Annotated in this window: 27 protein-coding genes and 2 tRNA genes; 16 read left to right on the forward strand and 13 right to left on the reverse strand. The window is 67.3% G+C overall.

Features of this window, described 5'->3' with window-relative positions; genetic code table 11:
• The first annotated feature begins 93 nt into the window (after positions 1-93).
• From CQ034_RS02990 to CQ034_RS03005, 4 genes are read left to right on the forward strand one after another with little or no spacing between them, the layout of a single operon-like run.
• The gene (locus tag CQ034_RS02990; RefSeq protein ID WP_105709876.1) at positions 94-1269 is read left to right on the forward strand and encodes a cysteine desulfurase family protein; all 1176 of its coding nucleotides are present in this window, start codon (positions 94-96) and stop codon (positions 1267-1269) included.
• Between the two features lie 9 nt (positions 1270-1278).
• Positions 1279-2376: a tRNA 2-thiouridine(34) synthase MnmA gene (mnmA, locus tag CQ034_RS02995; RefSeq protein ID WP_105709877.1), complete on the forward strand. Its 1098-nt coding sequence runs from the start codon at positions 1279-1281 to the stop codon at positions 2374-2376.
• A 38-nt stretch (positions 2377-2414) separates the two neighbouring features.
• Positions 2415-4748, forward strand: coding sequence for an NAD-dependent DNA ligase LigA (gene ligA, locus CQ034_RS03000; RefSeq protein ID WP_105709878.1), 2334 nt, complete (start codon positions 2415-2417; stop codon positions 4746-4748).
• Positions 4745-5212, forward strand: a complete 468-nt coding sequence (locus CQ034_RS03005; protein ID WP_105709879.1) for a hypothetical protein — start codon at positions 4745-4747, stop codon at positions 5210-5212. The genes ligA and CQ034_RS03005 overlap by 4 nt, the downstream gene beginning before the upstream one ends.
• Positions 5213-5235: 23 nt before the next feature.
• On the opposite strand, the gene CQ034_RS03010 is transcribed toward CQ034_RS03005, so the two are convergent.
• Entirely contained in the window at positions 5236-7080 is a 1845-nt protein-coding gene (locus tag CQ034_RS03010; RefSeq protein WP_374956805.1) for a DEAD/DEAH box helicase, read from the reverse strand.
• 47 nt (positions 7081-7127) lie between these two features.
• Positions 7128-8828 (reverse strand): long-chain-fatty-acid--CoA ligase, encoded by a 1701-nt coding sequence (locus CQ034_RS03015; protein WP_105709880.1) that lies wholly within the window; start codon positions 8826-8828, stop codon positions 7128-7130.
• A 67-nt stretch (positions 8829-8895) separates the two neighbouring features.
• Here CQ034_RS03015 and gatC point away from each other — a divergent pair, with 67 nt between their 5' ends.
• From gatC to CQ034_RS03045, 6 genes are read left to right on the forward strand one after another with little or no spacing between them, the layout of a single operon-like run.
• Positions 8896-9195 (forward strand): Asp-tRNA(Asn)/Glu-tRNA(Gln) amidotransferase subunit GatC, encoded by a 300-nt coding sequence (gatC, locus tag CQ034_RS03020; protein WP_029263463.1) that lies wholly within the window; start codon positions 8896-8898, stop codon positions 9193-9195.
• The gene (gene gatA / locus CQ034_RS03025) at positions 9192-10709 is read left to right on the forward strand and encodes an Asp-tRNA(Asn)/Glu-tRNA(Gln) amidotransferase subunit GatA (RefSeq protein WP_105709881.1); all 1518 of its coding nucleotides are present in this window, start codon (positions 9192-9194) and stop codon (positions 10707-10709) included. Before gatC ends, gatA begins: the two co-directional genes overlap by 4 nt.
• Complete coding sequence (gene gatB, locus CQ034_RS03030; protein ID WP_029263461.1) at positions 10709-12223, forward strand: Asp-tRNA(Asn)/Glu-tRNA(Gln) amidotransferase subunit GatB; 1515 nt, start codon at positions 10709-10711, stop codon at positions 12221-12223. The genes gatA and gatB overlap by 1 nt, the downstream gene beginning before the upstream one ends.
• 47 nt (positions 12224-12270) lie before the next feature.
• Positions 12271-13527: a DNA polymerase IV gene (gene dinB / locus CQ034_RS03035; RefSeq protein WP_105709882.1), complete on the forward strand. Its 1257-nt coding sequence runs from the start codon at positions 12271-12273 to the stop codon at positions 13525-13527.
• Between the two features lie 37 nt (positions 13528-13564).
• On the forward strand, positions 13565-13882 hold the full coding sequence (locus CQ034_RS03040; RefSeq protein ID WP_029263459.1) for a hypothetical protein: 318 nt from the start codon (positions 13565-13567) through the stop codon (positions 13880-13882).
• Positions 13866-14447 (forward strand): hypothetical protein, encoded by a 582-nt coding sequence (locus CQ034_RS03045; protein WP_105709883.1) that lies wholly within the window; start codon positions 13866-13868, stop codon positions 14445-14447. The genes CQ034_RS03040 and CQ034_RS03045 overlap by 17 nt, the downstream gene beginning before the upstream one ends.
• A 1-nt stretch (position 14448) precedes the next feature.
• On the opposite strand, the gene CQ034_RS03050 is transcribed toward CQ034_RS03045, so the two are convergent.
• The 6 genes from CQ034_RS03050 to orn all read right to left on the reverse strand — a co-directional run bounded on the left by CQ034_RS03050 (position 14449) and on the right by orn (position 17084).
• Complete coding sequence (locus CQ034_RS03050) at positions 14449-14952, reverse strand: DUF2017 family protein (RefSeq protein ID WP_105709884.1); 504 nt, start codon at positions 14950-14952, stop codon at positions 14449-14451.
• Positions 14949-15245 (reverse strand): ATP-dependent Clp protease adapter ClpS, encoded by a 297-nt coding sequence (clpS, locus tag CQ034_RS03055; protein ID WP_219860754.1) that lies wholly within the window; start codon positions 15243-15245, stop codon positions 14949-14951. The genes CQ034_RS03050 and clpS overlap by 4 nt, the downstream gene beginning before the upstream one ends.
• Positions 15242-15589 carry a metallopeptidase family protein gene (locus CQ034_RS03060; RefSeq protein WP_105709886.1) on the reverse strand — a complete coding sequence of 116 codons (348 nt, stop codon included), beginning with the start codon at positions 15587-15589 and terminating at the stop codon, positions 15242-15244. The genes clpS and CQ034_RS03060 overlap by 4 nt, the downstream gene beginning before the upstream one ends.
• A 38-nt stretch (positions 15590-15627) precedes the next feature.
• On the reverse strand, positions 15628-16257 hold the full coding sequence (locus tag CQ034_RS03065) for a LysE family transporter (protein WP_181156193.1): 630 nt from the start codon (positions 16255-16257) through the stop codon (positions 15628-15630).
• Between the two features lie 91 nt (positions 16258-16348).
• A tRNA-His gene (locus tag CQ034_RS03070) sits at positions 16349-16421 on the reverse strand.
• A gap of 36 nt (positions 16422-16457) precedes the next feature.
• Positions 16458-17084, reverse strand: a complete 627-nt coding sequence (gene orn / locus CQ034_RS03075; RefSeq protein ID WP_105709888.1) for an oligoribonuclease — start codon at positions 17082-17084, stop codon at positions 16458-16460.
• Between the two features lie 87 nt (positions 17085-17171).
• Between orn and CQ034_RS03080 the strand changes: the two genes are divergently transcribed.
• Positions 17172-17244 (forward strand) — tRNA-Arg (locus tag CQ034_RS03080).
• Between the two features lie 80 nt (positions 17245-17324).
• Here CQ034_RS03080 and CQ034_RS03085 read toward each other — a convergent pair.
• Positions 17325-17594, reverse strand: coding sequence for a hypothetical protein (locus CQ034_RS03085; protein ID WP_105709889.1), 270 nt, complete (start codon positions 17592-17594; stop codon positions 17325-17327).
• Between the two features lie 209 nt (positions 17595-17803).
• Between CQ034_RS03085 and CQ034_RS03090 the strand changes: the two genes are divergently transcribed.
• The 4 genes from CQ034_RS03090 (at position 17804) to CQ034_RS03105 (ending at position 21346) form a co-directional block, all read left to right on the forward strand.
• Positions 17804-18319: a single-stranded DNA-binding protein gene (locus tag CQ034_RS03090; RefSeq protein ID WP_105709890.1), complete on the forward strand. Its 516-nt coding sequence runs from the start codon at positions 17804-17806 to the stop codon at positions 18317-18319.
• A gap of 83 nt (positions 18320-18402) precedes the next feature.
• A complete protein-coding gene (locus CQ034_RS19515; protein ID WP_181156194.1) occupies positions 18403-18900 on the forward strand; it encodes a DUF6993 domain-containing protein in 498 nt (165 codons plus the stop codon).
• Positions 18901-19173: 273 nt separating this feature from the next.
• The gene (ettA, locus tag CQ034_RS03100) at positions 19174-20853 is read left to right on the forward strand and encodes an energy-dependent translational throttle protein EttA (RefSeq protein ID WP_029263449.1); all 1680 of its coding nucleotides are present in this window, start codon (positions 19174-19176) and stop codon (positions 20851-20853) included.
• Between the two features lie 7 nt (positions 20854-20860).
• Positions 20861-21346 (forward strand): thioesterase family protein, encoded by a 486-nt coding sequence (locus CQ034_RS03105; protein ID WP_029263448.1) that lies wholly within the window; start codon positions 20861-20863, stop codon positions 21344-21346.
• 30 nt (positions 21347-21376) lie between these two features.
• Here CQ034_RS03105 and CQ034_RS03110 read toward each other — a convergent pair whose 3' ends face one another.
• Positions 21377-22267 (reverse strand): acyl-CoA thioesterase II, encoded by an 891-nt coding sequence (locus tag CQ034_RS03110; RefSeq protein WP_181156195.1) that lies wholly within the window; start codon positions 22265-22267, stop codon positions 21377-21379.
• A 50-nt stretch (positions 22268-22317) separates the two neighbouring features.
• Here CQ034_RS03110 and CQ034_RS03115 point away from each other — a divergent pair, with 50 nt between their 5' ends.
• Positions 22318-22983: a hypothetical protein gene (locus CQ034_RS03115; protein WP_105709891.1), complete on the forward strand. Its 666-nt coding sequence runs from the start codon at positions 22318-22320 to the stop codon at positions 22981-22983.
• A gap of 46 nt (positions 22984-23029) precedes the next feature.
• Here CQ034_RS03115 and CQ034_RS03120 read toward each other — a convergent pair whose 3' ends face one another.
• From CQ034_RS03120 to CQ034_RS03130, 3 genes are read right to left on the reverse strand one after another with little or no spacing between them, the layout of a single operon-like run.
• Positions 23030-24694: an FAD-binding dehydrogenase gene (locus CQ034_RS03120; RefSeq protein ID WP_105709892.1), complete on the reverse strand. Its 1665-nt coding sequence runs from the start codon at positions 24692-24694 to the stop codon at positions 23030-23032.
• Entirely contained in the window at positions 24691-25140 is a 450-nt protein-coding gene (locus tag CQ034_RS03125) for a globin (RefSeq protein WP_105709893.1), read from the reverse strand. Before CQ034_RS03125 ends, CQ034_RS03120 begins: the two co-directional genes overlap by 4 nt.
• Positions 25137-26210, reverse strand: a complete 1074-nt coding sequence (locus tag CQ034_RS03130) for a mechanosensitive ion channel family protein (protein WP_105709894.1) — start codon at positions 26208-26210, stop codon at positions 25137-25139. Before CQ034_RS03130 ends, CQ034_RS03125 begins: the two co-directional genes overlap by 4 nt.
• Between the last annotated feature and the right edge of the window lie 16 nt (positions 26211-26226).

A 26226-nucleotide genomic window follows, 5' to 3' on the forward strand; every position in this document is an offset into this window, starting at 1 on the left:
CACTAGGCGCGATGTGTTGCAGTCTCATGTCAGGGCGTACCGGGTTCCACGGACGGAGACCCGGCAGGGCGGGTTTCGCGAGAGAATCGAAGGATGCGGCACTATCTCGATCATGCGGCGACCACGCCTCTGCGCCCCGAATCGCGTGACGCCTGGCTGGCTGCCACAGTGACCGTCGGCAACGCCTCCTCCACGCACGGCGCCGGCCAGGATGCCCGCCGACTGCTCGAGGAATCCCGCGAGCGGGTCGCCGCGGTGCTCGATGCCGACCCGATCGAGATCGTGTTCACCTCGGGTGGCACCGAGTCGATCAATCTGGCGTTGCAGGGGCTGTGGAGGGCCCGCCCCGAAGGTACGGCGGCGATCGTGATGCCCGAAGCCGAGCACCACGCCACGATGGACACCGTGGCTGCGCTCGTGGAAGACGGCGCCGAGCTGCGCCGGGTGCCGGTGACCGCCCAGGCACGGATCGATCCGGAACAGTTCGCTCTCCGGCTTCCGGGCGCCGCTCTCGCCACCGCGCTCGTCGCGAACAATGAGGCGGGCACGATCAACGACGCGGCGGCGCTTGCCGCCGCCGCCGCGACGGCGGGTGTGGCGCTCCACCTCGACGCCGTCGCCGCGCTCGGACATGTACCGCTGTCGTTCCGGGATCTGCGTGGAGATCCCGCCGGAGGAGTGGGGCTCGTGGCCATGAGTCTCGCCGGGCACAAGATCGCGGCTCCCGTCGGCGTCGGGGTGCTCGTCACAGCTCGCACCGCTCGAATGACGGCCGTCCTCCGCGGCGGCGCGCAGCAACGAGGCCTCCGGGCCGGAACCCAGGACGTCGCCGGTGCTGCGGCGTTCGCCACTGCACTCGAGCTCGCCGAGTCCGAGCGGACGGAGGAGGCCGCGCGATTGCGTGTGCTGCGCGACCGTCTCGTCTCGGGCCTACGTTCCGCCGTGCCGGCAGCCGAGCTCCTGGGCGATCCGACGGACCGGCTGCCGGGCAACGCGCAGGTGCTGTTCCCCGGTGCGGTGGGGGAGAGCCTGTTGTTCCTCCTCGACGTCGCCGGGGTGGCGGCGTCGACCGGATCGGCGTGCCAGGCAGGCGTCGCCGAGCCGTCGCACGTCGTGATGGCGATGGGGCGGAGCGAGCGGGATGCGCGCAGCGTGCTGCGATTCTCGCTGGGTCGGACGTCGACGGACGCCGATGTCGAAGCGGTGCTCGCCGCGATCGGCGACGCCTATGCGCGAGCTTCCGGCGCCGGCACAGGCGCACGCTCGTAGACTGTTCCCATGCGGATCCTTGCGGCGATGAGCGGCGGCGTCGACTCCGCCGTCGCGGCAGCAAGAGCCGTGGAGGCGGGGCACGACGTGGTCGGTGTGCACCTGGCGCTCTCCAGAGCCGGTGGAACGCTCCGCACGGGTAGTCGCGGGTGCTGCACAATCGAGGATGCGCTCGATGCCCGCCGCGCCGCCGACCTGCTCGGCATCCCGTTCTACGTGTGGGACTTCTCCGAGCGTTTCCGCGACGATGTCATCGAGGACTTCATCTCCGAGTACCAGGCAGGACGAACGCCCAACCCCTGCATGCGCTGCAACGAGAAGATCAAGTTCGCGGCCCTCCTGGAGCGCGCGATCGAGCTCGGCTTCGACGCCGTGTGCACCGGGCACTATGCCACGCTCGTCGACGGTGCCGACGGACTGGAGCTGCACCGGGCGTCGGACAACGCCAAGGACCAGTCGTACGTCCTGGGTGTGCTGAACGCTGAGCAGCTCGCACACACGTACTTCCCGCTCGGAACGACCCCCTCGAAGGCGATCGTTCGTGCCGAGGCGGCAGCACGCGGCCTGACCGTCGCCCAGAAGCCGGACAGCCACGACATCTGCTTCATCCCCGACGGGGACACCCGAGGATGGCTCGCTGAGAAGGTCGGAACCGCCACGGGCGAGATCGTGGATCGCAGCGGGGAGGTCGTCGGCTCGCACGAGGGGGCGCATGCCTTCACGGTGGGACAGCGCCGCGGCCTCAAGCTCGGTGTGCCCGCGGCGGACGGCAAGCCTCGCTTCGTGCTCGAAGTCCGACCGGTGTCGAACACCGTCGTGGTCGGACCCAAGGAGGCTCTCGCGATCGCGGAGATCGCAGGGGAGCGGTTCAGCTGGGCCGGGGCCGCGCCGACGGAGTCCTCGTTCGAGTGTCACGTGCAGATCCGCGCGCACTCCGAGCCGGTCGCCGCACGTGCCGTGGTCTCGGACGACGGGGTCCGGGTGACGCCGGAGGTCCCGCTCGACGGGGTCGCGCCTGGGCAGACCGCCGTGCTCTACGTCGGCACCCGGGTGCTCGGGCAGTTCACGATCGACACCACGGTGTCGGCGGTGCCTGTCGGCGCGTAGACCCCATCGGTGTCGGTGCCCGCTCGTAGACTGGCGGGGTGCCGGAGAACATCTCGCTGGAAGACGCCCGAACCGAAGCCGAGGAGCTGACCGCTCGCATCCTCGACGCGAAGGAGGCCTATTACGGCCGTGACACATCGGTCGTGGATGACTTCACCTACGACGGATGGATGCATCGGCTCGAGGAACTGGAGCGGCTGCACCCCGAGCTGCAGGGTCAGGATTCGCCCACCCAGATGGTCGGGGCGGCCGAGGCAACGGGGCTTGCGACGATCGAGCACGCCGAGCGCATGCTCAGCCTCGACAACGTCTTCTCCGTCGACGAACTGCGGGAGTGGGCGGCGAAGACCAGGGCCGCCGCCGGGCGTGATGTCGCGTGGCTCACCGAGCTGAAGATCGACGGGCTCGCGATCAACCTCCGGTACGAGAACGGCGTCCTCACCTCTGCCGCCACTCGGGGCGACGGCCGCGTCGGCGAGATCGTGACGGAGAACGCCCTCCGTCTGCCAGAGATCCCGCAACGGCTGAGCGGGGAGGGTCATCCCCCGATCGCCGAAGTGCGTGGCGAGGTATTCATCCCTGTCGCAGCGTTCGAGCGTCTCAACGCTGCGCAGGCCGACTTCCGGGACCGCGCGTACGCCGATGCTCTCGCGCGCTGGGAAGCCAGGGGAGGCGCGAAGAAGGCGTTCGACGAGGAGAAGGCGCAGACGGCGGCCGCCCGACGCTTCCCGTCGTTCGCCAATCCGCGCAATGCCGCCAGCGGCGGGCTCCGCCAGCAGATCGACAAGAAGAACGGCCTCGAACTCGAGGCCGGACTCCTGCGCATCGAGTCGCTCGCGCTCTACGTGCACGGCATCGGCGCGTGGACGAACCCTCCCGTCGCCGCGCAGAGCGAGGTGTACGACCTGCTCGCCGAATGGGGTCTGCCCACGAGCCCGCATACGAAGGTGTGCCACACGATCGACGAGGTGGTGTCCTTCGTCGAGTACTTCGGCGAGCACCGTCATGACATCGAGCACGAGCTCGACGGCATCGTGGTCAAAGTCGACGAGCTCGAGCTGCACGACGAACTCGGCGCGACGAGCCGAGCGCCCCGCTGGGCCATCGCCTACAAGTACCCGCCCGAAGAGGTCCAGACCAAGCTCCTCGACATCGTCGTATCGGTGGGACGCACGGGGCGCGCCACGCCGTTCGCCGTCATGGCGCCCGCGCACGTGGCCGGTTCCGTCGTCCGCCAGGCCACGCTGCACAACAAGGATGTCGTCAAGGCCAAGGGCGTGCTGATCGGCGACACCGTCGTTCTGCGCAAGGCCGGCGACGTGATCCCCGAGGTTCTCGGCCCCGTGGTCGAGAAGCGCGACGGCAGCGAGCGGGAGTTCGTCATGCCGGTCGAGTGCCCGGAATGCGGTACACCGTTACGCGCGATGAAGGAAGGCGACATCGACCTCCGGTGCCCGAACGCGCGTTCGTGTCCCGCTCAGGTCCGTGGCCGTGTCGAGCACATCGGATCCCGCGGCGCCCTCGATGTAGAAGCGCTCGGCGAGGTGACCGCTGCGGCGCTCACCCAACCGACCTCACCGGCTGTGCCCCCGCTCGAGACCGAGGCCGGGCTGTTCGCCCTCACCCTCGAGGAGCTCGTACCCATCGAACTGTTCGTGCGAGATTCCGAGACCGGACTCCCGAAGGAGGACGAGGACGGGATCGTCAAGACGCGCGCTCCTTTCCGACGCAACCCCACCGCGGCCGAGAAGAAGTCGGGTCTCGAGGGGCCGCAGCCGTCGTCGCAGGCGCTCACCCTGCTCGCCGAGCTCGAGAAGGCGAAGACCAAGGAGTTGTGGCGACTGCTTGTGTCGCTCAACATCCGCCACGTCGGCCCCGTCGCCGCCCGGGCTCTGGCGCAGTGGTTCGGCTCTCTCGATGCGATCCGTGCGGCTACGCGAGACGAGCTTGCCGCCGTCGAGGGCGTGGGGGGCATCATCGCCGATTCCCTGCTCGCATGGTTCGAGGTCGACTGGCATCAGGAGATCGTGCAGCAGTGGGCCGATGCGGGCGTGCAGTGGTCGACGCCTGGCCACCCCGGGCCGGGTGCGGCGGTTGCGGCGGGTGGAGTGCTCGAAGGTCTCACGGTGGTGGCCACCGGCTCCCTCGACGGCTACACCCGCGACGGCGCGCAGGAGGCGATCATCAACGCGGGCGGTAAGGCTGCGTCGAGCGTGTCGAAGAAAACGGATTTCGTAGCGGCGGGTCCCGGCGCGGGATCGAAACTCGCCAAGGCCGAGGACCTCGGAATCCGGATCCTCGACGCGGCACAGTTCCACATCCTCGTGACAGAGGGGCCGGCCGCGCTCCCGCCCGCGAGCGACGGGTCGTGAAGCGTTACGGGCCTCTGATCGTCGTTCCGAATGCTCTGGCGCTCGGAGACCCCGGGCGACACCATCTTCGTCTCACTCCGCAGGCGGTGATCATCCGCCGAGGTGCCGAAGGTCAAGGGATCGTGCCGTGGGACCGCGTGGAGGGGATCGCTCTCGATGTGCCGACGACGCGGTTCCGGCTGCCCGGGTTCTTCGGCACGGTACTGCTCGGCGCACTGACGGCGGCGATGCTGAGCGACCCCGGCATCGAGCCCGATGATGGAGCGGTGACGCTCACTGTCGATGGTGAGAGCACGACGCTGCCGCTGAGCCGCCATCACGTCGGTGGCTACTGGCAGCCGACGGTGGCGGGCGCACATCGATTGATCGCGCACCTCATCGCACACCCCGAACAGCGGGCATTGTTGGCGCACCCCGAGCCGCTGATCGACGTCGCGGCGCAACTCGCGCGCGGAACGGGATAGTCCGAACCGCGCGCGATGCGGCGTCAGCTCTTGTGACGGGGCTTGCGGAACGGCTTCTCGTCGCGGCTGTCGCGAGCCGGTCGCTCGTCGCGGTCACGACGCTCGAACCGGTCTCCCGCGTCGCGTCCACCTTCACGCGGGCCGCTGCGGCGCGCGCCGGCGGGGCCGCGGTCGGGCTTGATCTCGATCAACCGACCGGAGATGCGGGTGTCGCGAAGCTTCTCCAGGACGGTCGGACTCATGTTCGCCGGAAGCTCGACGACCGAGAAGTCGGGACGGATGTTGATCGCGCCGAAGTCGTCACGGCCGAGGCCGCCTTCGTTCGCGAGGGCACCGACGATCTGGCGCGGTTCGACCCGATGACGGCGACCGACCTCGATGCGGTATGCCGTGTAGTCGCCGCGACCTCGACGCTCACGCGGTTCGCGGGACTCACGCGCGTCCCGTCCCGTGCGCTCGCGCGGAGGGCGATTATCTGCTTCGACAGCCTTCGTCAGCGGATCGTTGGCCGGGTCCAGGAGCAGCGGCTTGTCGCCCTGAGCGACCACGGCGAGAGCTGCTGCCACGTCGGCCTCGGGGACGTCGTGGTGGCGGACGTAGTGGGCGACGATGTCGCGGAAAGCGTCGATGCGGCCGGTCTCCGACAGTGCGGTGGTGATCGCGTCGTCGAAGCGGTTCAGACGCGTGGTGTTCACGTCCTCCGTGCTAGGCAGCTGCATCTGGGCGGGCTGCTGACGGGTGGCCTTCTCGATGTGCTTCAGGAGGTAGCGCTCGCGCGGGGTGATGAAGCTGATCGCATCGCCCGATCGTCCCGCACGACCCGTGCGACCGATGCGGTGCACGTACGACTCGGTGTCGGTGGGGATGTCGAAGTTGACGACGTGGCTGATGCGCTCGACGTCGAGACCGCGAGCGGCCACGTCGGTCGCGACGAGGATGTCGAGTTTGCCGTCCTTGAGCTGGTTGACACTACGCTCGCGCTGCACCTGGGGCACGTCGCCGTTGATCGCGGCTGCGGAGTATCCCCGGGCCCGCAGCTTCTCGGCCAGCGTCTCGGTCTCGTTCTTGGTGCGCACGAAGACGATCATCCCGTCGAAGTTCTCGACCTCGAGGATGCGGGTGAGCGCATCGACCTTCTGCGCATACGACACGACGAGGTAGCGCTGCGTGATGTTCGTGCCGGTGGCAGTCTTGGACTTGATGCTGATCTCTTCCGGCTCACGCAGGTACTTCTGCGCGAGTCGACGGATCTGCGGCGGCATCGTGGCCGAGAACAGCGCGACCTGCTTCTCCTCCGGGGTCTGCGCGAGGATCTGCTCGACGTCTTCCGCGAAGCCCATCTTCAGCATCTCATCGGCCTCATCGAGCACCAGATACTTCAACTCGGACAGGTCGAGTGTGCCCTTGGCGAGGTGGTCCATGATTCGGCCGGGCGTACCGACGATGACGTGGACACCGCGTCGCAGCGCGGACAGCTGCACGCCGTAGCCCTGTCCGCCGTAGACGGGGAGGACGTGCACGCCCTTCATCTTCGAGGCATAGGACTCGAATGCCTCGCACACCTGGAGTGCGAGCTCACGGGTGGGAGCGAGCACGAGCGCCTGCGGGATCTTCTGGGAGACATCGAGGCGTTCGAGGACGGGAAGCGCGAAAGCGGCGGTCTTACCCGTTCCGGTCTGTGCCTGGCCGACTACGTCGCGGCCGGCGAGAAGCGTTGGAATGGTCGCCGCCTGGATGGGCGACGGGGTCTCGTAGCCGAGGTCCTTGATGGCTTTGAGGACGGGCCCGGTGATGCCGAGCTCCTCGAATCCGGGGGTCGCGGGGGAGTCCTCGGGGGCGTCGGTCAGCACTGCATCTTCAGGGGTCACTTCCCAAGGGTAGCGCGCTGCGGCGCTCGGCGCCTGTGAGGACGACCTCAGGCGCCGGTGGTCAGGGCGAGCAGCTTCTCCTTGACCTGACGTCGGAGCACCTTCCCGATCAGCGATTTGGGGAGCTCGTCGACCACGAACACACGACGCGGCACCTTGTACGGAGTGAGGATGCTGCGGGCGAAATCTCGGATCGCCTCCACATCGACATCGGTTCCGGCATCCACGACGATGGCGGCGACGACCTCCTCGCCGGAGTGCTCGCTCGGCAACCCGACGACCGCGGCATCCGCGACCTGGGGGTGCTGGCGCAGCGCGTTCTCGACCTCGGTGGGCGCGACGTTGAAGCCGCCGGTGATGATGAGCTCCTTGATGCGATCGACGATGCGGACGAATCCGGCGTCGTCGATCGTGACGATGTCACCGGTCCGGTACCAGCCGTCGACAAAGACGGCTTCCGTCTCCTCGGGCTTGCCGTAATACCCCGAGAACACCTGGGGGCCGCGCACGACGAGTTCTCCGGCTGATCCGGCCGGGACGTCTTCGCTCGGGTTCTCCGGGTCGACGACACGGCATTCGGTCCCGGGCAGGGGGAGCCCGACCGTGCCGGGCTCGCGGTTGTCCGCGACCGGGTTCGCCATCAGGACGGGCGAGCACTCGCTCAGTCCGTAGCCCTCGACGAGGTAGCCATGCGTGGCCTCTTCGAAGGGGACGACCAGCTCGTGCGGCAGTGCCATGGCGCCGGAGATCGCGACCTCGATGCCGTCGAGCGACACACCCTTCTCCTTCGCTGCGGCGAGGAGGCGGTCCGCGATGGGCGGCACGAGTGGGAGGAATGTCGCGGGGTGCTTCTTGACGACGTCGAGCACGAGGTCCGGATCGAACTTGGGGAACAGCACGAGTCGGGCGCCCATCGACATCGCGAATGTGAGGCAGAGCGTGAGGCCGTAGGCGTGGAACATCGGCAGGACCGCATAGACCACGCAGCCCTTGCCGCGCTGGATCGACGGCACCCAGGCCTGAGCCTGCGCGGCGTTGGCGAGCAGGTTGCGGTGTGTGAGGGCCGCGCCCTTCGGCGTTCCCGTGGTACCGGACGTGTACTGGATGATCGCGAGATCGTCGGTGCGCGGCATCGGATGTGAGGCGGGGATCGGCTCGGAGGCCAGGAGAGAATCCCACGCGACGGTACCGCGCACCTTCTCGGTCAACGCCGCGCGCGACTCGCGAGCCTTGGCGACCGGGAGCCGCAGCGCGAAACGGGTGACGAACGGCATGGCGCGGGTCACGTCGACGGAGATGAGGTTCGTGACGGCCAGATCCGTCGGGAACTCCTGCACCGTGGACACGACCTTGTTCCACACGATCGCGTGCTTCGCGCCGTGATCCTCGAACTGCTTGCGCAGTTCGCGAGGGGTATAGAGAGGGTTGTGCTCGACGGCGACAGCGCCGAGACGGAGTACCGCGTAGAAGGCCACGATGTGCTGGGGGCAGTTCGGTAGAACGATGGCGACCGGGTCTCCTGCGCGGACCCCGAGGTCGCGAAGTCCTGCTGCGGCGCGGTCGATCGCCGACTGCAGCTGTGCGTAGGTGGTCTCGCGGCCGAAGAACTGCAGGGCGGGAGCGTCCGGGTAGTCGCGGGCCGAAGCGGCGACGATGTCGACGAGCGAGCCGTCCACGGGAGGGAGGTCGTCGGGGACTCCTGCGGCATAGCTGGCGATCCACGGGCGAGGGGGCTGGAACGTGCTCACCCGCCCAGCATATGTCGACCGACTCGCGGGGCAGGGGAGTTCGGAGTGCGGCAACTAGACTGGAGGGGTGTCTGAAATCACCCCTGAACTCGTGCGCCATCTCGGTGTGCTCGCACGCATCCAGCTGAACGACGACGAGGTGTCGCGGCTCACGGGCCAGCTCGACGCGATCGTCGACAACATCGCGAAGGTCTCGGAGGTTGCGACAGATGATGTCGTCGCGACGAGCCACCCGATCCCGCTGAGCAATGTCTTCCGACCGGATGTGGTCGGGCAGACGCTCACGCACGAGCAGGTGCTGCAGAACGCTCCGGACGCCGCGGACGGCCGCTTCCGGGTCACCGCGATCCTGGGAGAAGAGCAGTGAGCGACATCATCCGACTGAACGCGGCCGATCTCGCCGCCAAGCTCTCCACGGGCGAGGTGTCGAGCGTCGAGGCGACGCAGGCGCACCTCGACCGCATCGCCGCCGTCGACGGTGACGTGCACGCCTTCCTGCACGTCAACGAGGGAGCGCTCGAGGCCGCAGCCGCGATCGACGCCCGCCGCGCTTCCGGTGAATCCCTGGGGCCTCTCGCCGGTGTGCCGTTGGCGATCAAGGACGTTCTGGTGACGACCGACCAGCCCACGACCAGCGGCTCGCGCATCCTCGAGGGATATCGCTCGCCCTACGACGCCACGGTCGTCGCACGCTCGCGCGCAGCAGGGATGATCGCTCTCGGCAAGACCAACATGGACGAGTTCGCGATGGGTTCCTCCACGGAGCACTCGGCGTACGGCGCCACGCACAACCCGTGGGATCTCGATCGCATCCCCGGTGGGTCCGGCGGTGGCTCCGCCGCTGCTGTCGCCGCGTTCGAGGCTCCGCTTGCGCTCGGCTCCGACACCGGCGGGTCGATCCGTCAGCCCGCGCACGTCACCGGCACGGTGGGCGTCAAGCCCACATACGGCGGCGTGAGCCGCTACGGTGCGATCGCACTCGCCTCCAGCCTCGACCAGGTCGGCCCGGTCTCCCGGACGGTCCTCGATTCCGGGCTGCTGCACGACGCCATCGGCGGGCACGACCCCAAGGATTCGACCTCGCTGCGCGACGAGTGGCCCTCGTTCGCTGAGGCCGCCCGCGAAGGGGCGCGCGGAGACGTGCTCAAGGGGCTCAAGGTCGGCGTGATCCGCGAACTCCCGGACAGCGGCTTCCAGCCCGGTGTCGCGGCGTCGTTCCGCAGCGCGCTCGCGCTCATGGAGGCTCAGGGCGCCGAGATCGTCGAGATCGGCGCTCCACACTTCGAATACGGAGTGGCTGCGTACTACCTGATCCTCCCCGCCGAGGCTTCGAGCAACCTCGCGAAGTTCGACTCCGTGCGCTTCGGCCTGCGGGTGACGCCCGACGGCAACCCCACGGTCGAGGACGTCATGTCCGCGACCCGCGACGCCGGCTTCGGCGATGAGGTCAAGCGCCGCATCATCCTCGGCACGTACGCACTGTCGGCCGGATACTACGACGCTTACTACGGCAGCGCACAGAAGGTCCGCACGCTCATCCAGCAGGATTTCGCGAACGCGTTCGCCGAGGTCGACGTGATCGCGACGCCCTCGGCCCCGACCACGGCGTTCAAGCTCGGGGAGAAGATCGATGACCCGCTGCAGATGTACCTCAACGACATCACGACCATCCCGGTGAACCTCGCCGGCGTCCCCGGCATCTCCATTCCGAGCGGCCTCGCCGATGACGATGGCCTGCCCGTCGGCATCCAGTTCATCGCTCCGGCGCGCGAGGATGCCCGTCTCTACAAGGTCGGCGCCGCGCTCGAGACGCTGCTCGTCGACTCGTGGGGCGCGCCGCTGCTCACTCGTGCTCCGCAGCTCGCAGAAGGGAAGCGCTGATGGCCGCCGCCAAGCTCATGGACTTCGACAAGGCGCTCGAGCTGTTCGAGCCGGTCCTCGGTTTCGAGGTCCACGTCGAGCTAAACACGAACACGAAGATGTTCTCCGATGCGCCGAACCCGGCCAACGAGGCGTTCCACGCCGCGGAGCCGAACACGCTCATCGCGCCGGTCGACCTCGGACTGCCCGGGTCGCTGCCGGTTGTGAACGAGACGGCGATCCGCTCGTCGATCAGTCTGGGCCTCGCGCTCGGCTGCTCGATCGCCGAATCGAGCCGGTTCGCGCGCAAGAACTACTTCTACCCCGACCTGGGCAAGAACTACCAGATCTCGCAGTACGACGAGCCGATCGCCTATGAGGGCTCGGTCGAGGTCGAGCTCGAGGACGGGACGCTCATCACGATCCCGATCGAGCGTGCGCACATGGAGGAAGACGCCGGAAAGCTCACCCACATGGGCGGAGCCACCGGACGTATCCAGGGGGCCGAGTACTCGCTCGTCGACTACAACCGTGCGGGGGTGCCGCTGGTCGAGATCGTGACCAACATCATCTACGGCACCGAGCACCGAGCGCCGGAGGTCGCCAAGGCCTACGTGCAGGCGATCCGCGACATCGTTCGCGGGCTCGGCATCTCCGAGGCTCGGCTGGAGCGCGGCAACCTGCGCTGCGACGCGAACGTTTCGCTGCGCCCGCGGGGTACAGACAAGCTCGGTACCCGCACGGAGACGAAGAACGTCAACTCGATGCGCTCGGTCGAGCGCGCCGTGAGGTACGAGATCCAGCGACAGGCGCAGATTCTCGCCGATGGCGGCACGATCACACAGGAGACGCGGCACTGGCACGAGGACACCGGCACGACCTCGCCGGGACGCCCGAAGTCGGATGCCGACGACTACCGCTACTTCCCGGAGCCTGATCTGCTGCCCGTGGAACCGGCCGCCGAGCTGATCGAAGAGTTGCGCGCCGCGCTTCCGGAGCAGCCCGTCGCTCGTCGTCGCCGTCTCATGACGGAGTGGGGCTTCACGGACCTCGAATTCCAGGACGTCCGCAACGGCGGCCTGCTCGAGGTCGTCGAGGCGACGATCGCTGCCGGCGCCACTCCGGCCACCGCACGCAAGTGGTGGACCGGCGAGATCAGCCGTCTCGCGAACGCACAGGAGAAGGACGCGACCGACCTGATCAGCCCGGAGAACGTTGCTGCGCTGCAGAAGCTCGTCGATGCGGGAACCCTCACCGACAAGCTCGCCCGCCAGGTGCTCGAAGGCGTCATCGCCGGCGAGGGCACGCCGCAGGAGGTCGTGGACGCCCGCGGGCTCGCGGTCGTGTCGGATGACGGCGCGCTGATCGCCGCGATCGACGAGGCCCTGGCCGCTCAGCCCGACGTGATGGCGAAGATCAAGGATGGCAAGGTGCAGGCCGCCGGCGCTGTGATCGGCGCCGTCATGAAGGCGATGAAGGGTCAGGCGGACGCCGCACGTGTCCGTGAACTCATTCTCGAGCGCGCTGCGCAGTAGCGTGCCACCCCGGGCCTCGTGTCCGAGGCCCGGGGGAGAATGGTCGTATGGGACACGGTGACGGCAGAGGACGCATCGTCTCCGCCGTCGATGCCGACGACACGGGAACCCGCATCCTGCACGTCGACATGGACGCGTTCTATGCGGCCGTCGAGGTGCTTGATGATCCCTCCCTCCGTGGTCTGCCGCTGATCATCGGGGCGCCGGACGGCCGTTCCGTCGTCTCGAGTGCGTCCTACGAGGCTCGTCGCTATGGCGTCCGTGCGGCGATGCCGGTTTCCCAGGCGTTACGGCTGTGCCCGTCCGCGCGCATCGTCCTCCCGCATTTCCACCGGTACCAGGAGGTCTCACGGCAGGTGATGGCGATCTTCGAGTCGTTCACGCCCCTCGTCGAGCCGCTGTCGGTCGACGAGGCGTTCCTCGATGTGCAGGGCGTGCGCCGCCTCTGGGGGAGTCCCGCTCGCATCGCGGAGTTGATCCGGCAACGAGTGCTCGACGAGGTCGGCATCACCTGCAGCGTGGGCGTCGCTGCCACCAAGCACGTCGCGAAGATGGCGTCCACGATTTCGAAGCCCGATGGCATGCTCGTCGTCGCAGCGAAGGACACGCTCGACTTCCTCGCGCCGAGACCGGTTCGCGCGATGTGGGGCGTCGGGCCGAAGGCCGCGGAGGCCCTCGAGGCGCGAGGCATCCGCACGGTGCAGGATGTGCGCGAGGCGCCGCGAGAGATGATCGACAGGGCTGTGGGTGCGGCCCTCAGTGCACGCCTCGCGCAGCTGGCGATGGGACAGGATCCGCGTGCCGTCGACACGGAACGCGTGGAGAAGAGCATCGGTCATGAGGAGACATTCGACACGGACATCCGGGATCGGGATTTTCTCCGTGCGGAGCTCCTGCGACTCGCCGATCGCGTCGCAGCGAGGCTGCGGCGTGCCGACTGGGAGACGGCGACCGTCGCGATCAAGATCCGATTCGACGACTTCCGCACGCTCAGCCGCTCCGTGACCCTGAGCGAGCCCACTGCGGTCGGTCAGCGGATCGGCGAGGCAGCCCAGTCACTGTTCGAGCAGATCGATCGGCGGGACCCCGTGCGACTCGTCGGCGTCCGCGCCGAGAACCTGCGCCCCGCTGGCGGTGGCGGTCTCGGCCTCTGGGACGACGACGAGGATTGGCGCAAGGTCGAGGGCGCCGTCGACGAGGCCGTGGCACGGTTCGGCTCGGCGACGATCAGCCGCGCGCGACACATCGGGCGTGTCGATGGCCGAGGCGCCGCGCAGCATCCGAAGGCGCACGGCCTGGATTGATCTCACGCGCGCCCTGTTCCTCGGCTACCGTGGAGGTATGCCGAACATCGCACTGGAACTCGGAAAGCAAGCAGCGTCCTTCGGCGTGAAGAGCGCGTACGGAGAGCCCCAGGATGTCGACGGGGTGAGCATCACTCCCGTTGCATTCACATACTCCGGATTCGGCGGTGGCAGCGGCGACGGTGCCGAAGGCGGGGGAGGGGGCGGTGTCTCCGTCCCGGTCGGGGTCTACGTCCGGCGAGAAGAGGGTCTCCGCTTCGAGCCCAACATCGTCACGCTGCTCCTCGTGGCGGTGCCGTTCGTCTGGGTCACCGGGCGGGCTCTCGTGCGCATCATCCGTGCCCTCAAGAAGTGACGACCCCGTCGCGACGGCTCTGGAGCGCGCTGCGACCCTGATCGAACAGGACGTCCGCGCGCTGGCGGCCGCGAATCCTGTCGTCCTGATCGACGGCGGCAGTGGCGCGGGGAAGTCCTCTCTCGCGGCGAGGCTCGTCAGGCGCTGGCCCGTCCTCGGTCACGTGCAGCTCGTCGCCCTCGATTCGATCTATCCCGGTTGGGATGGCCTCGATGACGGAGCAGAACGCGCTCTCGAGTGGATCCTGCGTCCGCACGGTCGCGGATACCTCGGCACGTGGCGGCGCTGGGATTGGGAGTCGGAGGCCGAGGCGGAGAGCCACGCGGTCGACCCTGCCCTCGGCGTGATCATCGAGGGCAGTGGAATCCTGCGACCATCGACAGCGGGTCTCGCGGACGTCAGGGTCTGGGTGGAATCCGCGGAGGCGTCGCGGAAGACCCGGGCGCTGAATCGTGACGGAGAGACGTACCGTCCGCACTGGGATCGCTGGGCGGCGCAGGAACGCCGTCATCTCGAACGGGACGACCCTCGTGCTCTGGCCACTCGGATCGTCGACGTCCCGTAGGTCAGATCTCCGACGCGGATTCCGCCTCATCGGCAGCCTGGATGATCAGCTCCAGCCGATAGCCGACCCATTCGTAGACATCGTGGCGGCCGTCTTCGTCGGTCTGGACCTCGGACGTGATTCCGAGTCGCGTGGCGATGACGAGACGGATGGCGGTGAGCGTTCGAAGCCAGGCTTCGAGGCTATCGAACGCGATGAGGGTCTCTCGCACTTCAAGCGCGTCTTCCTCCGTGAGCGAGTCGATACCCGGGGGGTACTCATCCAGCGCCGCGCGGACCCTGCGCGCGTCGGCGAGACGACGATCGAGGAGATCCTCCCGCGTGGCATCGGCGAACTCGGCCGCAGCATCCGAGTCTTCGGGATAGGGGTTCGGCGTCAGCCGGTCGATGGCCGGATCATCCGTGCCCCGTGATTCGCTGACGAGCTCGATGAAGTCCTCGACGAGCCGGGACAGGTGGAACTCCTCGATCACGGTGATGGGCATGACGATGATGTCGTCGCTCACAGCGGTGCCTTCCTGACGGTGGCCCAGAGCCCGAAGTCGTGCATGGCCTGCGCATGCACCTCCATGGTCTCTCGCGGTCCGGTGGCGACGATCGCGTGTCCCTCGTTGTGCACGGCGAGCATCAGAGCCGTGGCGTGGTCGAGCGAGTACCCGAAGTAGGTCCGGAACACGCGGACCACGTAGCTCATGAGGTTCACGGGGTCGTTCCACACCACGACCTGCCAGGGCTCGAGCGGGGCGGCGCTGAGGTCGACGATCTCATCGAGTTCCGGGTGGGCGATCCTCGCCATCATGCCCAGCCCATCTCGTGGAGCTGCTCATCGTCGATGCCGTAGAAGTGAGCGATCTCGTGAACCAGGGTCGTATGGATCTCGTCACGGAGCTCGTGCTCGGTCTCGCACTGGGCGAGATGCGGCTCGCGGTAGAGGACGATCCGGTCCGGAAGTTCGCCCATCCCGTATTGCGTGCGCTCGGTGAGCGCCAGACCGTCGTACAGGCCGAGCAGATCCAGGCTGCCGTCGTCGGGGCGGTCCTCCACGACGAACACGACGTTCTCCAGGCCCTCGACCATGTCATCGGGCAGGAGATCGAGCTCGTCGATCACCAGTTCTTCGAAGGCCGCGGCATCCATGTCCATCCTGTCCAGCCTAGAGGCGCGCAGGCCCCGGCGCCGGATCAGTGCAGAAGGACGAGCACGCCGGCCACGGCGATGAACAGTACGCCGAACACCAGGTTGAGGATGCGTTGGCCGCGCACGGATCTGGTGAGTCGCCGGAACGGGCGGGCGGCGGCCGCGAAGAACCCCCACATGACGATCACATCGACCACGATCACCGTGGCGACCAGCGTGAGGTACTGCGGCACCGGAGGCTCGTCGAGCCGGATGAACTGCGGGATGAACGCCAAGAAGAAGACGATCGCCTTGGGGTTGAGCAGGTTGACCCAGAACCCCCGTCGGATCATCGACCAGTGACTCTCATGAGAGTCGACGGGCACGGGAGCGTCATCCAGGGTGCCCGCAGGTTTCGTGAGGATCAGGCGAATGCCGAGGAACACGAGATAGGCCGCCCCGGCGTACCGGATGGTGTTGAACAGGAACTCCGAGCGCGAGACGAGCAGACCGACGCCTGCCGCGACGATCGCGACATGCACGATCAATGCGATCTGCTGCCCGATGATTCCCCAGATCGAGCGCTTCCACCCCTGGTTGAGCGCATTCGACATCGTGTTGATGGCGCCTGCTCCGGGGGTGAAGCTGATCACCACCGACGCGGTGAGCAAGGAGAACCAGACCGCGAGCGACACCACGCAAGTCTAGGGCTTCGGTGGGGACGGGCAGATCAGCTCGGCGATGCGAAGAAGGCCCGAACCATGCGGTTCGGGCCTTCTTCCTGAGGGTGAGTAACGGGACTCGAACCCGCGACATCCGGCACCACAAGCCAGCGCTCTACCAGCTGAGCTATACCCACCATGTGCCCGCCGGAGCAGGCAACCATACGAGTCTATTACATGTTCGGAGTGAACTCGGACACCGTACGGGTGGCGATCTCCCGTGCGTCGTCGCTCGACGGGCCGGGCTCGTCGACGAAGACAGCCTCTCGGTAGTAGCGGAGTTCGCGGATCGACTCCAGGATGTCGGCCAGCGCTCGGTGCCCGCCGTCCTTCGCCGGTGCCTGGAAGAAGACGCGTGGGTACCACCGCCGCGAAAGCTCCTTGATGCTGGAGACGTCAACGTTCCGGTAGTGCAGCCACTGGTCGACCTGCGGCATGTACTTCGCGAGGAACATCCTGTCGGTACCGATCGTGTTGCCGGCGAGCGGCGCCTTGCGCTCGAGCGGAACGAAGCGCTTGATGTATGCGAGTGTCTGTTCCTCGGCCTCTTCGAGAGAGACCCCGTGCGGGATCTCCAGGATCAGGCCGGACGTCTCGTGCATCTTGGTCACGAAGTCATTCATGTGCTCGAGGGCTGCAGCGCCGGGGCGGATCACCACCTGAAAACCGGGATCGACGGGGTTGAGCTCGAAATCGGTGATGACGACAGCGATTTCCACGAGCTCATCGACCGCGAGATCGAGGCCCGTCATCTCGCAGTCGATCCAGACGAGACGATCGTTCTCGGACGCAGATACCATTCCGCCATCCTATCGACGGCCCCGACATCGCTGGGGAAGATGCACTTCCTCGAGCATCGTCGGGTCCGCGATACTCTAGAAGCGTGCGCCTCCGTAGCTCAGGGGATAGAGCAGGAGCCTTCTAATCTCTTGGTCGCAGGTTCGAATCCTGCCGGGGGCACCTTCACCCGATCCGTGTCGGACGGGGCACGAGCTCGTCGCGATGAGCCCATCGACCCGGTCGGGCACGATACTCCTGCCTCAGCAGTAGCGAAGCGCGGCGACCGCGTCGTCCGCACGCCAGAACTCACCGATCACGCGAAAGACCCCGGTCGCGAGGTGCAGGCGCTCGGCGCGATATCGGATTCCGAGGGGATCGGCGACGATACGCAGGTGGCCGAGGACATGTTCTCGTCGGTCCTGCACGCGCCAAAGGTGATCCGCGGCGCGGACGAGGTGCTCGCGGGGAGAAGAGAGCCGGGGCGTCGCATAGGGGACGTCGGGGAGAGAGGTGGTCAAGCTTTCGGACATCGGAACTCCTTTCGTGATTCGAAGCTATGACCGACCACCGACATTCGCCTGTCCGTGGCGACACGCGCTGTGATCTGCCCTTTCTGCACCGCAAGGCGTTCATGAGCGCTGTCCACGCTTCGCGTGTTCCAGGTCGGTTGCCGGGTGCGGTGCAGGTCAGGCTGGGGCGATCCGGACGGGCTCCGCTCCGGTCGACGAAAGGACAGCACATGATCGACATGGTCACCATCGTGGGAAGAGTCGCCACGGATCCGACCCAGGGTCAGACCGGGGGAGGCGTGCCCGTCACGAACTTCCGTCTCGCGAGTACCCATCGTCGTTTCGACTCCGCCACGCAGGAGTGGACGGATTCCGGCACCAACTGGTTCTCGGTCGCCGCCTTCAGGAGCCTCGGCGAGAATGCGAAGGCATCGTTGCGAACCGGGGACAGTGTGATCGTCACCGGGCGGTTGAAGATCCGCAACTGGGAGAGCAACGGTAAGCACGGCACGAGCGTCGACATCGACGCCGACTCCATCGGGCATGACCTGCGATGGGGCACGACGGCATATCGACCGCAGTCCCGTCCGGCGGCGGCCGGGCCCTACGCGGCGCCGAGTGCCGAGGGGAACGGCCCGGACGAATCTCCGGAGGATGATCCCGAGTCGGAGCAGGTCCGGCATGATTCCGAGCCGCTGGACCTGTCGTGGGCTGCGCCCGCCTCGACCGCGGGCGCCATGTCCTGACGGGCGGCTCCGCGCTCGATTCAGCGGGGTGGGGCGCCGGTGGCGTGCAGGGCCGGATTGCGGGGGAGACGTAGACTCGGCTTGTGCTTCGTCGTTCGGTCCTCACGTCGCCGCGCGCGGCCGGTGCCCTTGCGGCTTCGATCGCCGCGTTCCTGCTGCTCTCCGCCTGTGCGCCGACTCCCGGCCCGTCTGCATCGCCCACGGCTGTCGCGTCGCCGACTCCCGGGACGACGACTCCTGCGGAACCGACGCTCGTGCCCGACGGCGCAGCCGAGGAGAACCTCCCGGTCTTCACCTCGGTCGCCGAACGCGTCTGGGCAACGGATCAGCGGGGGGCCGGGCGAGCGTACATCGATGCTCTGGTCACGGCGGGATTCGATCGGAGCGCGATGCAGGTGACGCAGGATCAGTCGACGGTCGGCAACCCTGCGGAGAGCCTGCAGTTCTCCGTGCGCTGGGGTGACAGCGAATGTCTCGTCGGTCAGGTGGGTCCCTCCACGGGACGTGTCGTCACCGTCGTGATGCCGCAGCTCGCCGAGGGGCGCTGCCTGGTGGGCACCACACGTCCGATCGACTGGTGACACGCCAAGGGCTGTTGGTACATCCGTCACGATCTATTCTTCACGCTGATCATCCTCGGACGCGGTGATTGCGGACAGCGTGATGGCTCCGCAGCGCACCGACGTGCGAGGCTGACCTCGGGCGCGCGTGGAGTCCGGCAGACGGCGGAGCCCAGTCCGGGCGCCGGGGAATCGTCTGACTGCCGCCCCGGAGGTAGTCTTAGGTAGATTTCCGCACCGCTTCAGCAGTGCGATGGCAGGTTCGATTCTGATCAGCAAAGGTGTTTAAACGGTATGGCTGAGTACATCTACTCGATGGTGCGTGCGCGTAAGGCAGTGGGCGAGAAGCTCATCCTCGACGACGTCACGATGGCGTTCCTCCCCGGGGCGAAGATCGGCATGGTCGGCCCGAACGGCGCCGGAAAGTCGACGATCCTCAAGATCATGGCCGGTCTCGACACTCCGTCGAACGGCGAGGCGAAGCTCTCCCCGGGGTACACGGTCGGCATCCTGATGCAGGAGCCGGAGCTCGACGAGTCCAAGACGGTGATCGAGAACATCCAGGACGGCATCGCGATCAAGCCGAAGGTCGACCGGTTCAACGAGATCTCGCTACTGATGGCCGAGCCCGACGCCGACTTCGACGCTCTCCTCGCCGAGATGGGCACGCTGCAGGAAGAGATCGACGCAGCCGACGGCTGGGACCTCGACTCGCAGCTCGATCAGGCCATGGACGCTCTGCGCACGCCCCCGGCCGACGCCGCGATCGCACCGCTCTCCGGTGGTGAGAAGCGTCGTGTCGCCCTTGCGAAGCTGCTCCTGCAGAAGCCCGACCTCCTGCTCCTCGACGAGCCCACCAACCACCTCGACGCCGAGAGTGTGCTGTGGCTCGAGCAGCACCTGCAGGCCTACAAGGGTGCCGTGATCGCGATCACGCACGACCGGTACTTCCTCGACCACGTCGCCGAGTGGATCGCCGAAGTCGATCGCGGTCGTCTCATCGGCTACGAGGGCAACTACTCGACCTACCTGGAGAAGAAGGGCGAACGACTCGAGGTCCAGGGCAAGAAGGACGCCAAGCTGGCCAAGCGCCTCAAGGAGGAGCTGGAGTGGGTCCGTTCCAGCGCGAAGGGCCGCCAGACCAAATCGAAGGCGCGTCTCGCTCGCTACGAGGAGATGGCTTCGGAGGCGGAGCGGACCAGGAAGCTGGACTTCGACGAGATCCAGATCCCCGCGGGCCCGCGTCTGGGTGGCATCGTGATCGATGCCAAGAAGCTGCAGAAGGGCTTCGACGGTCGGGTACTGATCGACAACCTCAGCTTCAACCTCCCGCCGAACGGCATTGTCGGTGTGATCGGACCCAACGGCGTGGGTAAGACGACGCTCTTCAAGACGATCGTGGGTCTCGAGCCGCTCGACGGCGGGGATCTGAAGATCGGTGAGACGGTCAAGATCAGCTATGTCGACCAGTCGCGTTCCAACATCGATCCGAACAAGACGCTGTGGGAGGTCGTCTCCGACGGCTTGGACTACATCACCGTCGGCAAGACCGAGATCCCGTCCCGCGCTTACGTGTCGAAGTTCGGCTTCAAGGGCCCGGACCAGCAGAAGAAGGCCGGCGTGCTCTCCGGTGGTGAGCGCAACCGCCTGAACCTCGCGCTGACGCTCAAAGAGGGAGGCAACCTGTTGCTCCTCGATGAGCCGACAAACGACCTCGATGTCGAGACCCTGAGCTCGCTCGAGAACGCCCTGCTCGAGTTCCCCGGCTGTGCTGTGGTGATCACTCACGACCGGTGGTTCCTCGACCGGATCGCGACGCACATCCTCGCGTACGAGGGCACCGACGAGAAGCCCGGCCAGTGGTACTGGTTCGAGGGGAACTTCGAGGCGTACGAGGAGAACAAGATCGAGCGCCTCGGCCCCGACGCCGCGAAGCCGCACCGTTCGACGCACCGCAAGCTGACGCGCGACTGAGGCCGCGATGTCCGCTTCACCGGGGCCGCGTCTGCACATCCCGATCCACCTCCGCTGGGGTGATCTGGATGCGTTCAATCACGTCAACAACACCTCGATGCTGAAACTGCTCGAGGAGGCTCGAGTCAGAGCCTTCTGGCGTGCCGGCCCCGGTGAGGAGGCGCCGTCGACGGCGGTGCTCGATTCCGGCATCGACGAGGGAATCCTGACCCTCATCGCGCGACAGGAGATCGAGTACCTCGCGCCCGTGCCATATCAGCGACGCCCGCTCGAGGTGCAGATGTGGTTCGGCAAGCTCGGCGGCTCCAGCGTCGAAGTCTGCTACGAGGTCCACAACGACCCGACCGCAGAACCGCGACAGATCTACGCGCGATCGACGGCGATCATCGTGCTGGTCGACGCTCAGACCGGGCGCCCCACCCGACTCACTCAGGAGATGCGCGACGCCTGGGAGCCGTATGTGGGCGACTCGATCGAGTACTCCCACCGCTGACGTCGCGGCGGGTACCGGTGTGACCGAGCCCTAGGGCGACTCCTCGGGCACGCGGATCATGATCTCCTGTGCGACGCTCGCGACCAGCGCGCCGTCGCGCGTGTAGATCCGTCCGGTGGCGAGCCCCCGCCCCCCTCGCGCATTCGGCGACTCCTGCACATAGAGCAGCCACTCGTCGACGCGCGCGGGTCGATGCCACCACATCGCGTGATCGAGGCTCGCGACCTTCAGCCCGGCGAGCGCCCAGTAGACGCCGTGTGCCCGCAGGATCGATTCCTGGATCGTCATGTCGCTGAGGTACGCGAGCGCGGCTCGGTGAAGTCGCTGGTCGTCAGGGAGAGGGGCGCGCAGTCGCATCCACACGGCTTGCCGGGGCACTTGTGCATCTTCGCTGGGCAGATACAGCGGTGAGTCGACGTGCCGCACATCGGCCGCTCGCTCACTGAGCATCCGGGTGGTGCCTTCGGGTAGCCCGTGGACCCGCTCCTCGTCCGGGGCGAGCTCATCCGGGCCGGGAATGCCCGCCGGCATCGGCTCGGCGTGCTCCACCCCGGGATCGGCGTCCTGGAACGAGGCGATCATCGAGAAGATCGGCACGCCGTTTTGGTAAGCCTGGGTCCGCCTGGTCGAGAACGATCGGCCGTCGTGGATCCGATCGACCGCGATGGTGATTCCCTGGCTCGCATCCCCAGGACGGAGGAAGTACCCGTGCATCGAATGCACCGCACGGTCCTCAGGGAGTGTCCGCTCCGCGGCGAGCAGAGCCTGGGCGAGCACCTGGCCCCCGTAGATGCGGCCGCTCGGCATCGGGTGCGAGGAGCCCGTGAAGATGTCCTCTGTGGTGCGAGCCTGAGCCGCATCGAGATCGAGGACCTCGAGAAGCCGTTCGACGGTCTGGATGGCGTGCTGCTCCGCGCTCATGTGTTCCTCTCTGCGACCCCGCATGCCGCACCGTTGGTAGTTTAGAACGCGTGACGCATCACCTCCTCCTCGCTGACCCCGACACCGCGAAGGACGTTCTGACCTTCGTCGGACGAGCGACCAGGATCACCGACGAAGGCGTGCGCCTGCAGGCGGCGAACGGTGTGCTCGCGCTCACCACCGCGGTACTCGCGCCGCAGGGTCTGTTCGACCAGACGCCGACCATTCTCGCGATGCGCATCGTGCATGCCGACCCCGAGCTCGAGTGCGACGTCGTCGTCGATCGACTCACGAAGACCGATGACGCCGATCGGCTCACGCTTCCGGAGACCGGTCTGTCGCCGGCATGGGCCGGCGTCGCCCCGCCTCGGAGCGCGTGGACGCCGGAGGCCGCGCTGGCGGCATCCGTGATCGCCCAGCGCGCGCAGTGGGGGATCTCGGCGGTCGCGCGGGGCGCCGGCCCCGGTTCGGGCGAGGAAGCGGTCCGCGCCCTCCGCGCCGCGATCTGGGGTGAACCCGATGAGGATCTCGGAGGGCTGCCTCGCGGAACGGCGTTCGCCGCCGACGCGATGGGCTTCATCTCCGGTGAGGAGCAGGTCCAGCTCTCACGGTCCGGCAGGTGGACACGTCTGGCGTTCCGTCGCGGTCATGTGCTGGTGCGCGGTCCCGTGGCCACCGGGCTGACGGGCGTCCGTTCCACCGGTTCCGCCGTCTAGTCATCGCGCGGATTTCCGCCGCGCTCAGCGCCCGGGACCGTGTTCGTCAGCCCGCTGCTGCGGCCGCGCGGCCGGCGGTTCGCCCCGAGAACAGGCATCCGCCGAGGAAGGTCCCCTCGAGCGCGCGATAGCCGTGAACTCCACCGCCGCCGAAACCGCTCGCCTCACCTGCGGCGTAGAGTCCGGGGATCGGGTCTCCGTTCGCATCGAGGGCACGGCCTTCGAGGTCGGTGTTGATGCCGCCGAGCGACTTGCGCGTGAGGACGTGGAGTTTGACCGCCACTAGCGGCCCGGCGCTCGGGTCCTGCAAGCGATGTGGTGCTGCGGTGCGGATCAGCTTGTCGCCGCGATAACCACGCATGGAACGAAGCATGCCGATCTGCGCATCCTTCGTGAAGTCGTTGTCCATCTCTCGATCTCGGGCGACCACCTCGCGGCGGACGTTGTCGATGTCGAGGAACTCGCCGCCGGGGTGGCGCTGCATCTGCTCGAGCAGCGACTCGAGGTCCTTCTCGACGATGAAGTCCTCACCTTCGTCGAGGAACGACTGCACCGGCCCGGTCGGTCCCTTGGCGAGTCGGGATTTCAGCAGCAGCTGAACATCTTTGCCGGTGAGGTCGGGGTTCTGTTCGCTGCCCGAGAGCGCGAACTCCTTCTCGACGATCTGCCGCGAGGTGACGAACCAGGAGTGATCGTGACCGGTCGTACGCAGGTGCGCGAGCGTTCCCAGAGTGTCGAACCCGGGGAACAGGGGTACCGGGAGGCGCTTGCCCGTCGCATCCAGCCAGAGCGACGACGGCCCGGGGAGGATGCGGATGCCGTGAGACGGCCACACCGGGTCCCAGTTCGTGATGCCCTCGACGTAGTGCCACATCCGGTCGCCATTGATGAACCGCGCACCGGCGGCCGCGCTGACGCTGTACATCGATCCGTCGACATAGGCCGGTACCCCTGTGAGCATGTGCTCGGGGGGAGTGCCGAGGCGTTCGGGCCATGCAGCCCGCACGAGGTTGTGGTTCCCCCCGATGCCGCCAGAGGAGACGATGGTCGCCCGTGCCGCGATCTCGAACTCGCCGATGATCTCGCGCGACGACACCGCACCACGCGATGCGCCCGACGAGGCGAGCACGTTTCCGCGCGCACCGGTGACCGCGCCGTCGGTCACCACGAGCTCGGAGACGCGGTGTCGCGGGAGGACCGTCAGACGTCCTTCCCGCTCGCCCTGCTCGATGGCGGCTGCGAAGGGTGCGACGATCCCCGGCCCGGTGCCCCAAGTGATGTGGAATCGTGGAACCGAGTTGCCCGGTCCGATGGCGCCGTAGCCGCCGCGTTCCGCCCAGCCCACGACGGGGAAGAACCCGACGCCGCGCTCGCGCAGCCACGAGCGCTTCTCTCCGGCTGCGAACTGCAGGTAGGCCTCTGCCCAGCGCCTCGGCCATTCGTCTTCCGGCCGATCGAACCCGGCGTTGCCGAACCAGTCCTGAGTCGCGAGCTCGAGGGAGTCCTTGATCCCGAGCCGCCGCTGTTCAGGGGAGTCGATGAAGAAGAGCCCGCCGAACGACCACCAGGCCTGACCGCCGAGGTTCGTCCGCGGCTCCTGGTCCACCAGGATGACGCGACGGCCGGCGTCTAGAGCCTCGGACGCGGCGACGAGTCCGGCCAGCCCCCATCCGATCACTAGAACATCTGTGGACAGGGGCTTCGTCGTCATGAGCTCTCCGTTGATTCCTGACGTGATCGGGTCTCGAGCGTGGGGCGACCGCCGGGAGCGGCCCCGATCCCCGAAGGCTCGGATGTGTTCACCATGGCATACGCGGCGCGCTCGAGGTAGTCCCAGAGCGTCGCTTCGTGCAGAGGAGACAACTGCGCCTCGTCCACGGCGGTCCGCATGTGACGAAGCCAACGATCGCGCGCGTCGGCATCGATGTGGAACGGCATGTGCCGCATCCGCAGGCGGGGATGCCCGCGCGTGTCGCCATACGTCGTCGGGCCGCCCCAGTACTGCTCGAGGAACATGCGGAGCCGGTCTTCGGCGGGGCCGAGGTCTTCCTCCGGATACATCGGCTTCATCACGGGATCGAGGGCGACCTCGCGGTAGAACACCGACACGATCTTCGTGAACGTGTCGTGTCCACCGATCTCGTCGTAGAACGTCACTTCTGGGGACTCCCGTCATCCGTGGGCTTCTTGCGGCGCCAGATTCCACGGTCAGGGATCACCGGCACGCCGGTCACCGCGTTAGGTCGCGTCCGGGGAGGATTAGCGCCGCGGACCCGGCGGGCGCCATCGAGCCCTGTCGGCACGACATCGACCATGCGCGGCACGCTGATCTCCTTCTCGAGGAGTGCGGCGCGCAGGCGGCGGCGCAGCTCCTGCGCCACGTCGTCCTTCGCGTTGGCACGTGCTTTGATCACGATGCGGACGACGAGGGCATCGCCGTCGATCGACTCCAGCCCCCAGAGCTCCGGTTTCTCGATGATGCGCGTGCGCCACTTGGGATCCTTCGCCAGCCCCTGTGCGGTCTCGAGCATGATGTGCTCGACCTGCTCGAGGTCGGAGTCGGCCGGGACGCCGAGGTCGATGATCGACCGCGCCCATCCCTGCGACATGTTGCCGATTCGGGTGACCTCGCCGTTTCGCACATACCAGAGGGTGCCGTTGACGTCGCGCACCTGGGTGATCCGAACGCTGACGTACTCGACGACACCGCTCGCGAGCCCGAGGTCGACGACGTCGCCGATTCCGATCTGATCCTCGGCCACCAAGAACATGCCGTTGAGCACGTCCTTGACGATGTTCTGCGCGCCGAACCCGAGACCGGCGCCGACCGCAGCCGTGAGGAGGGTCAGCGACCCCAACAGGCTCTGGTCGAGGGCGTTCACGATGAGCACGATCGCGATGACCACGAGCATCACGTTGACGATGTTCTGCAGGATCGTGCCGAGGGTGCGGGTCCGTTGCACCAGACGCATGTCGGCGAGGGGCGAGCGCTCCAAGGCCTGAGTGTCGTCGACCGACGCCTTGCTCTTCGCGCTGTCGACGATGCGGTGCACGACCCGACGGATGACCAGGCGCAGGATGAGCCCGATCACGACACAGCTAGCGATGATGATCGCGACGGTGAGAGCCTTCATGCCGACCTGGCTCAGCCAGGCGAGCAGGTTCGTCGCCCAGTCGGGGAGTGGGGTCTCCGCGGGAGGAGCATTGACATCGAAGGGGAGCATCATCAGTCACGATCCTAGC

Origin of the sequence: Microbacterium sp. MYb45 (assembly GCF_002979655.1) — a bacterium.
GTDB lineage: Bacteria > Actinomycetota > Actinomycetes > Actinomycetales > Microbacteriaceae > Microbacterium.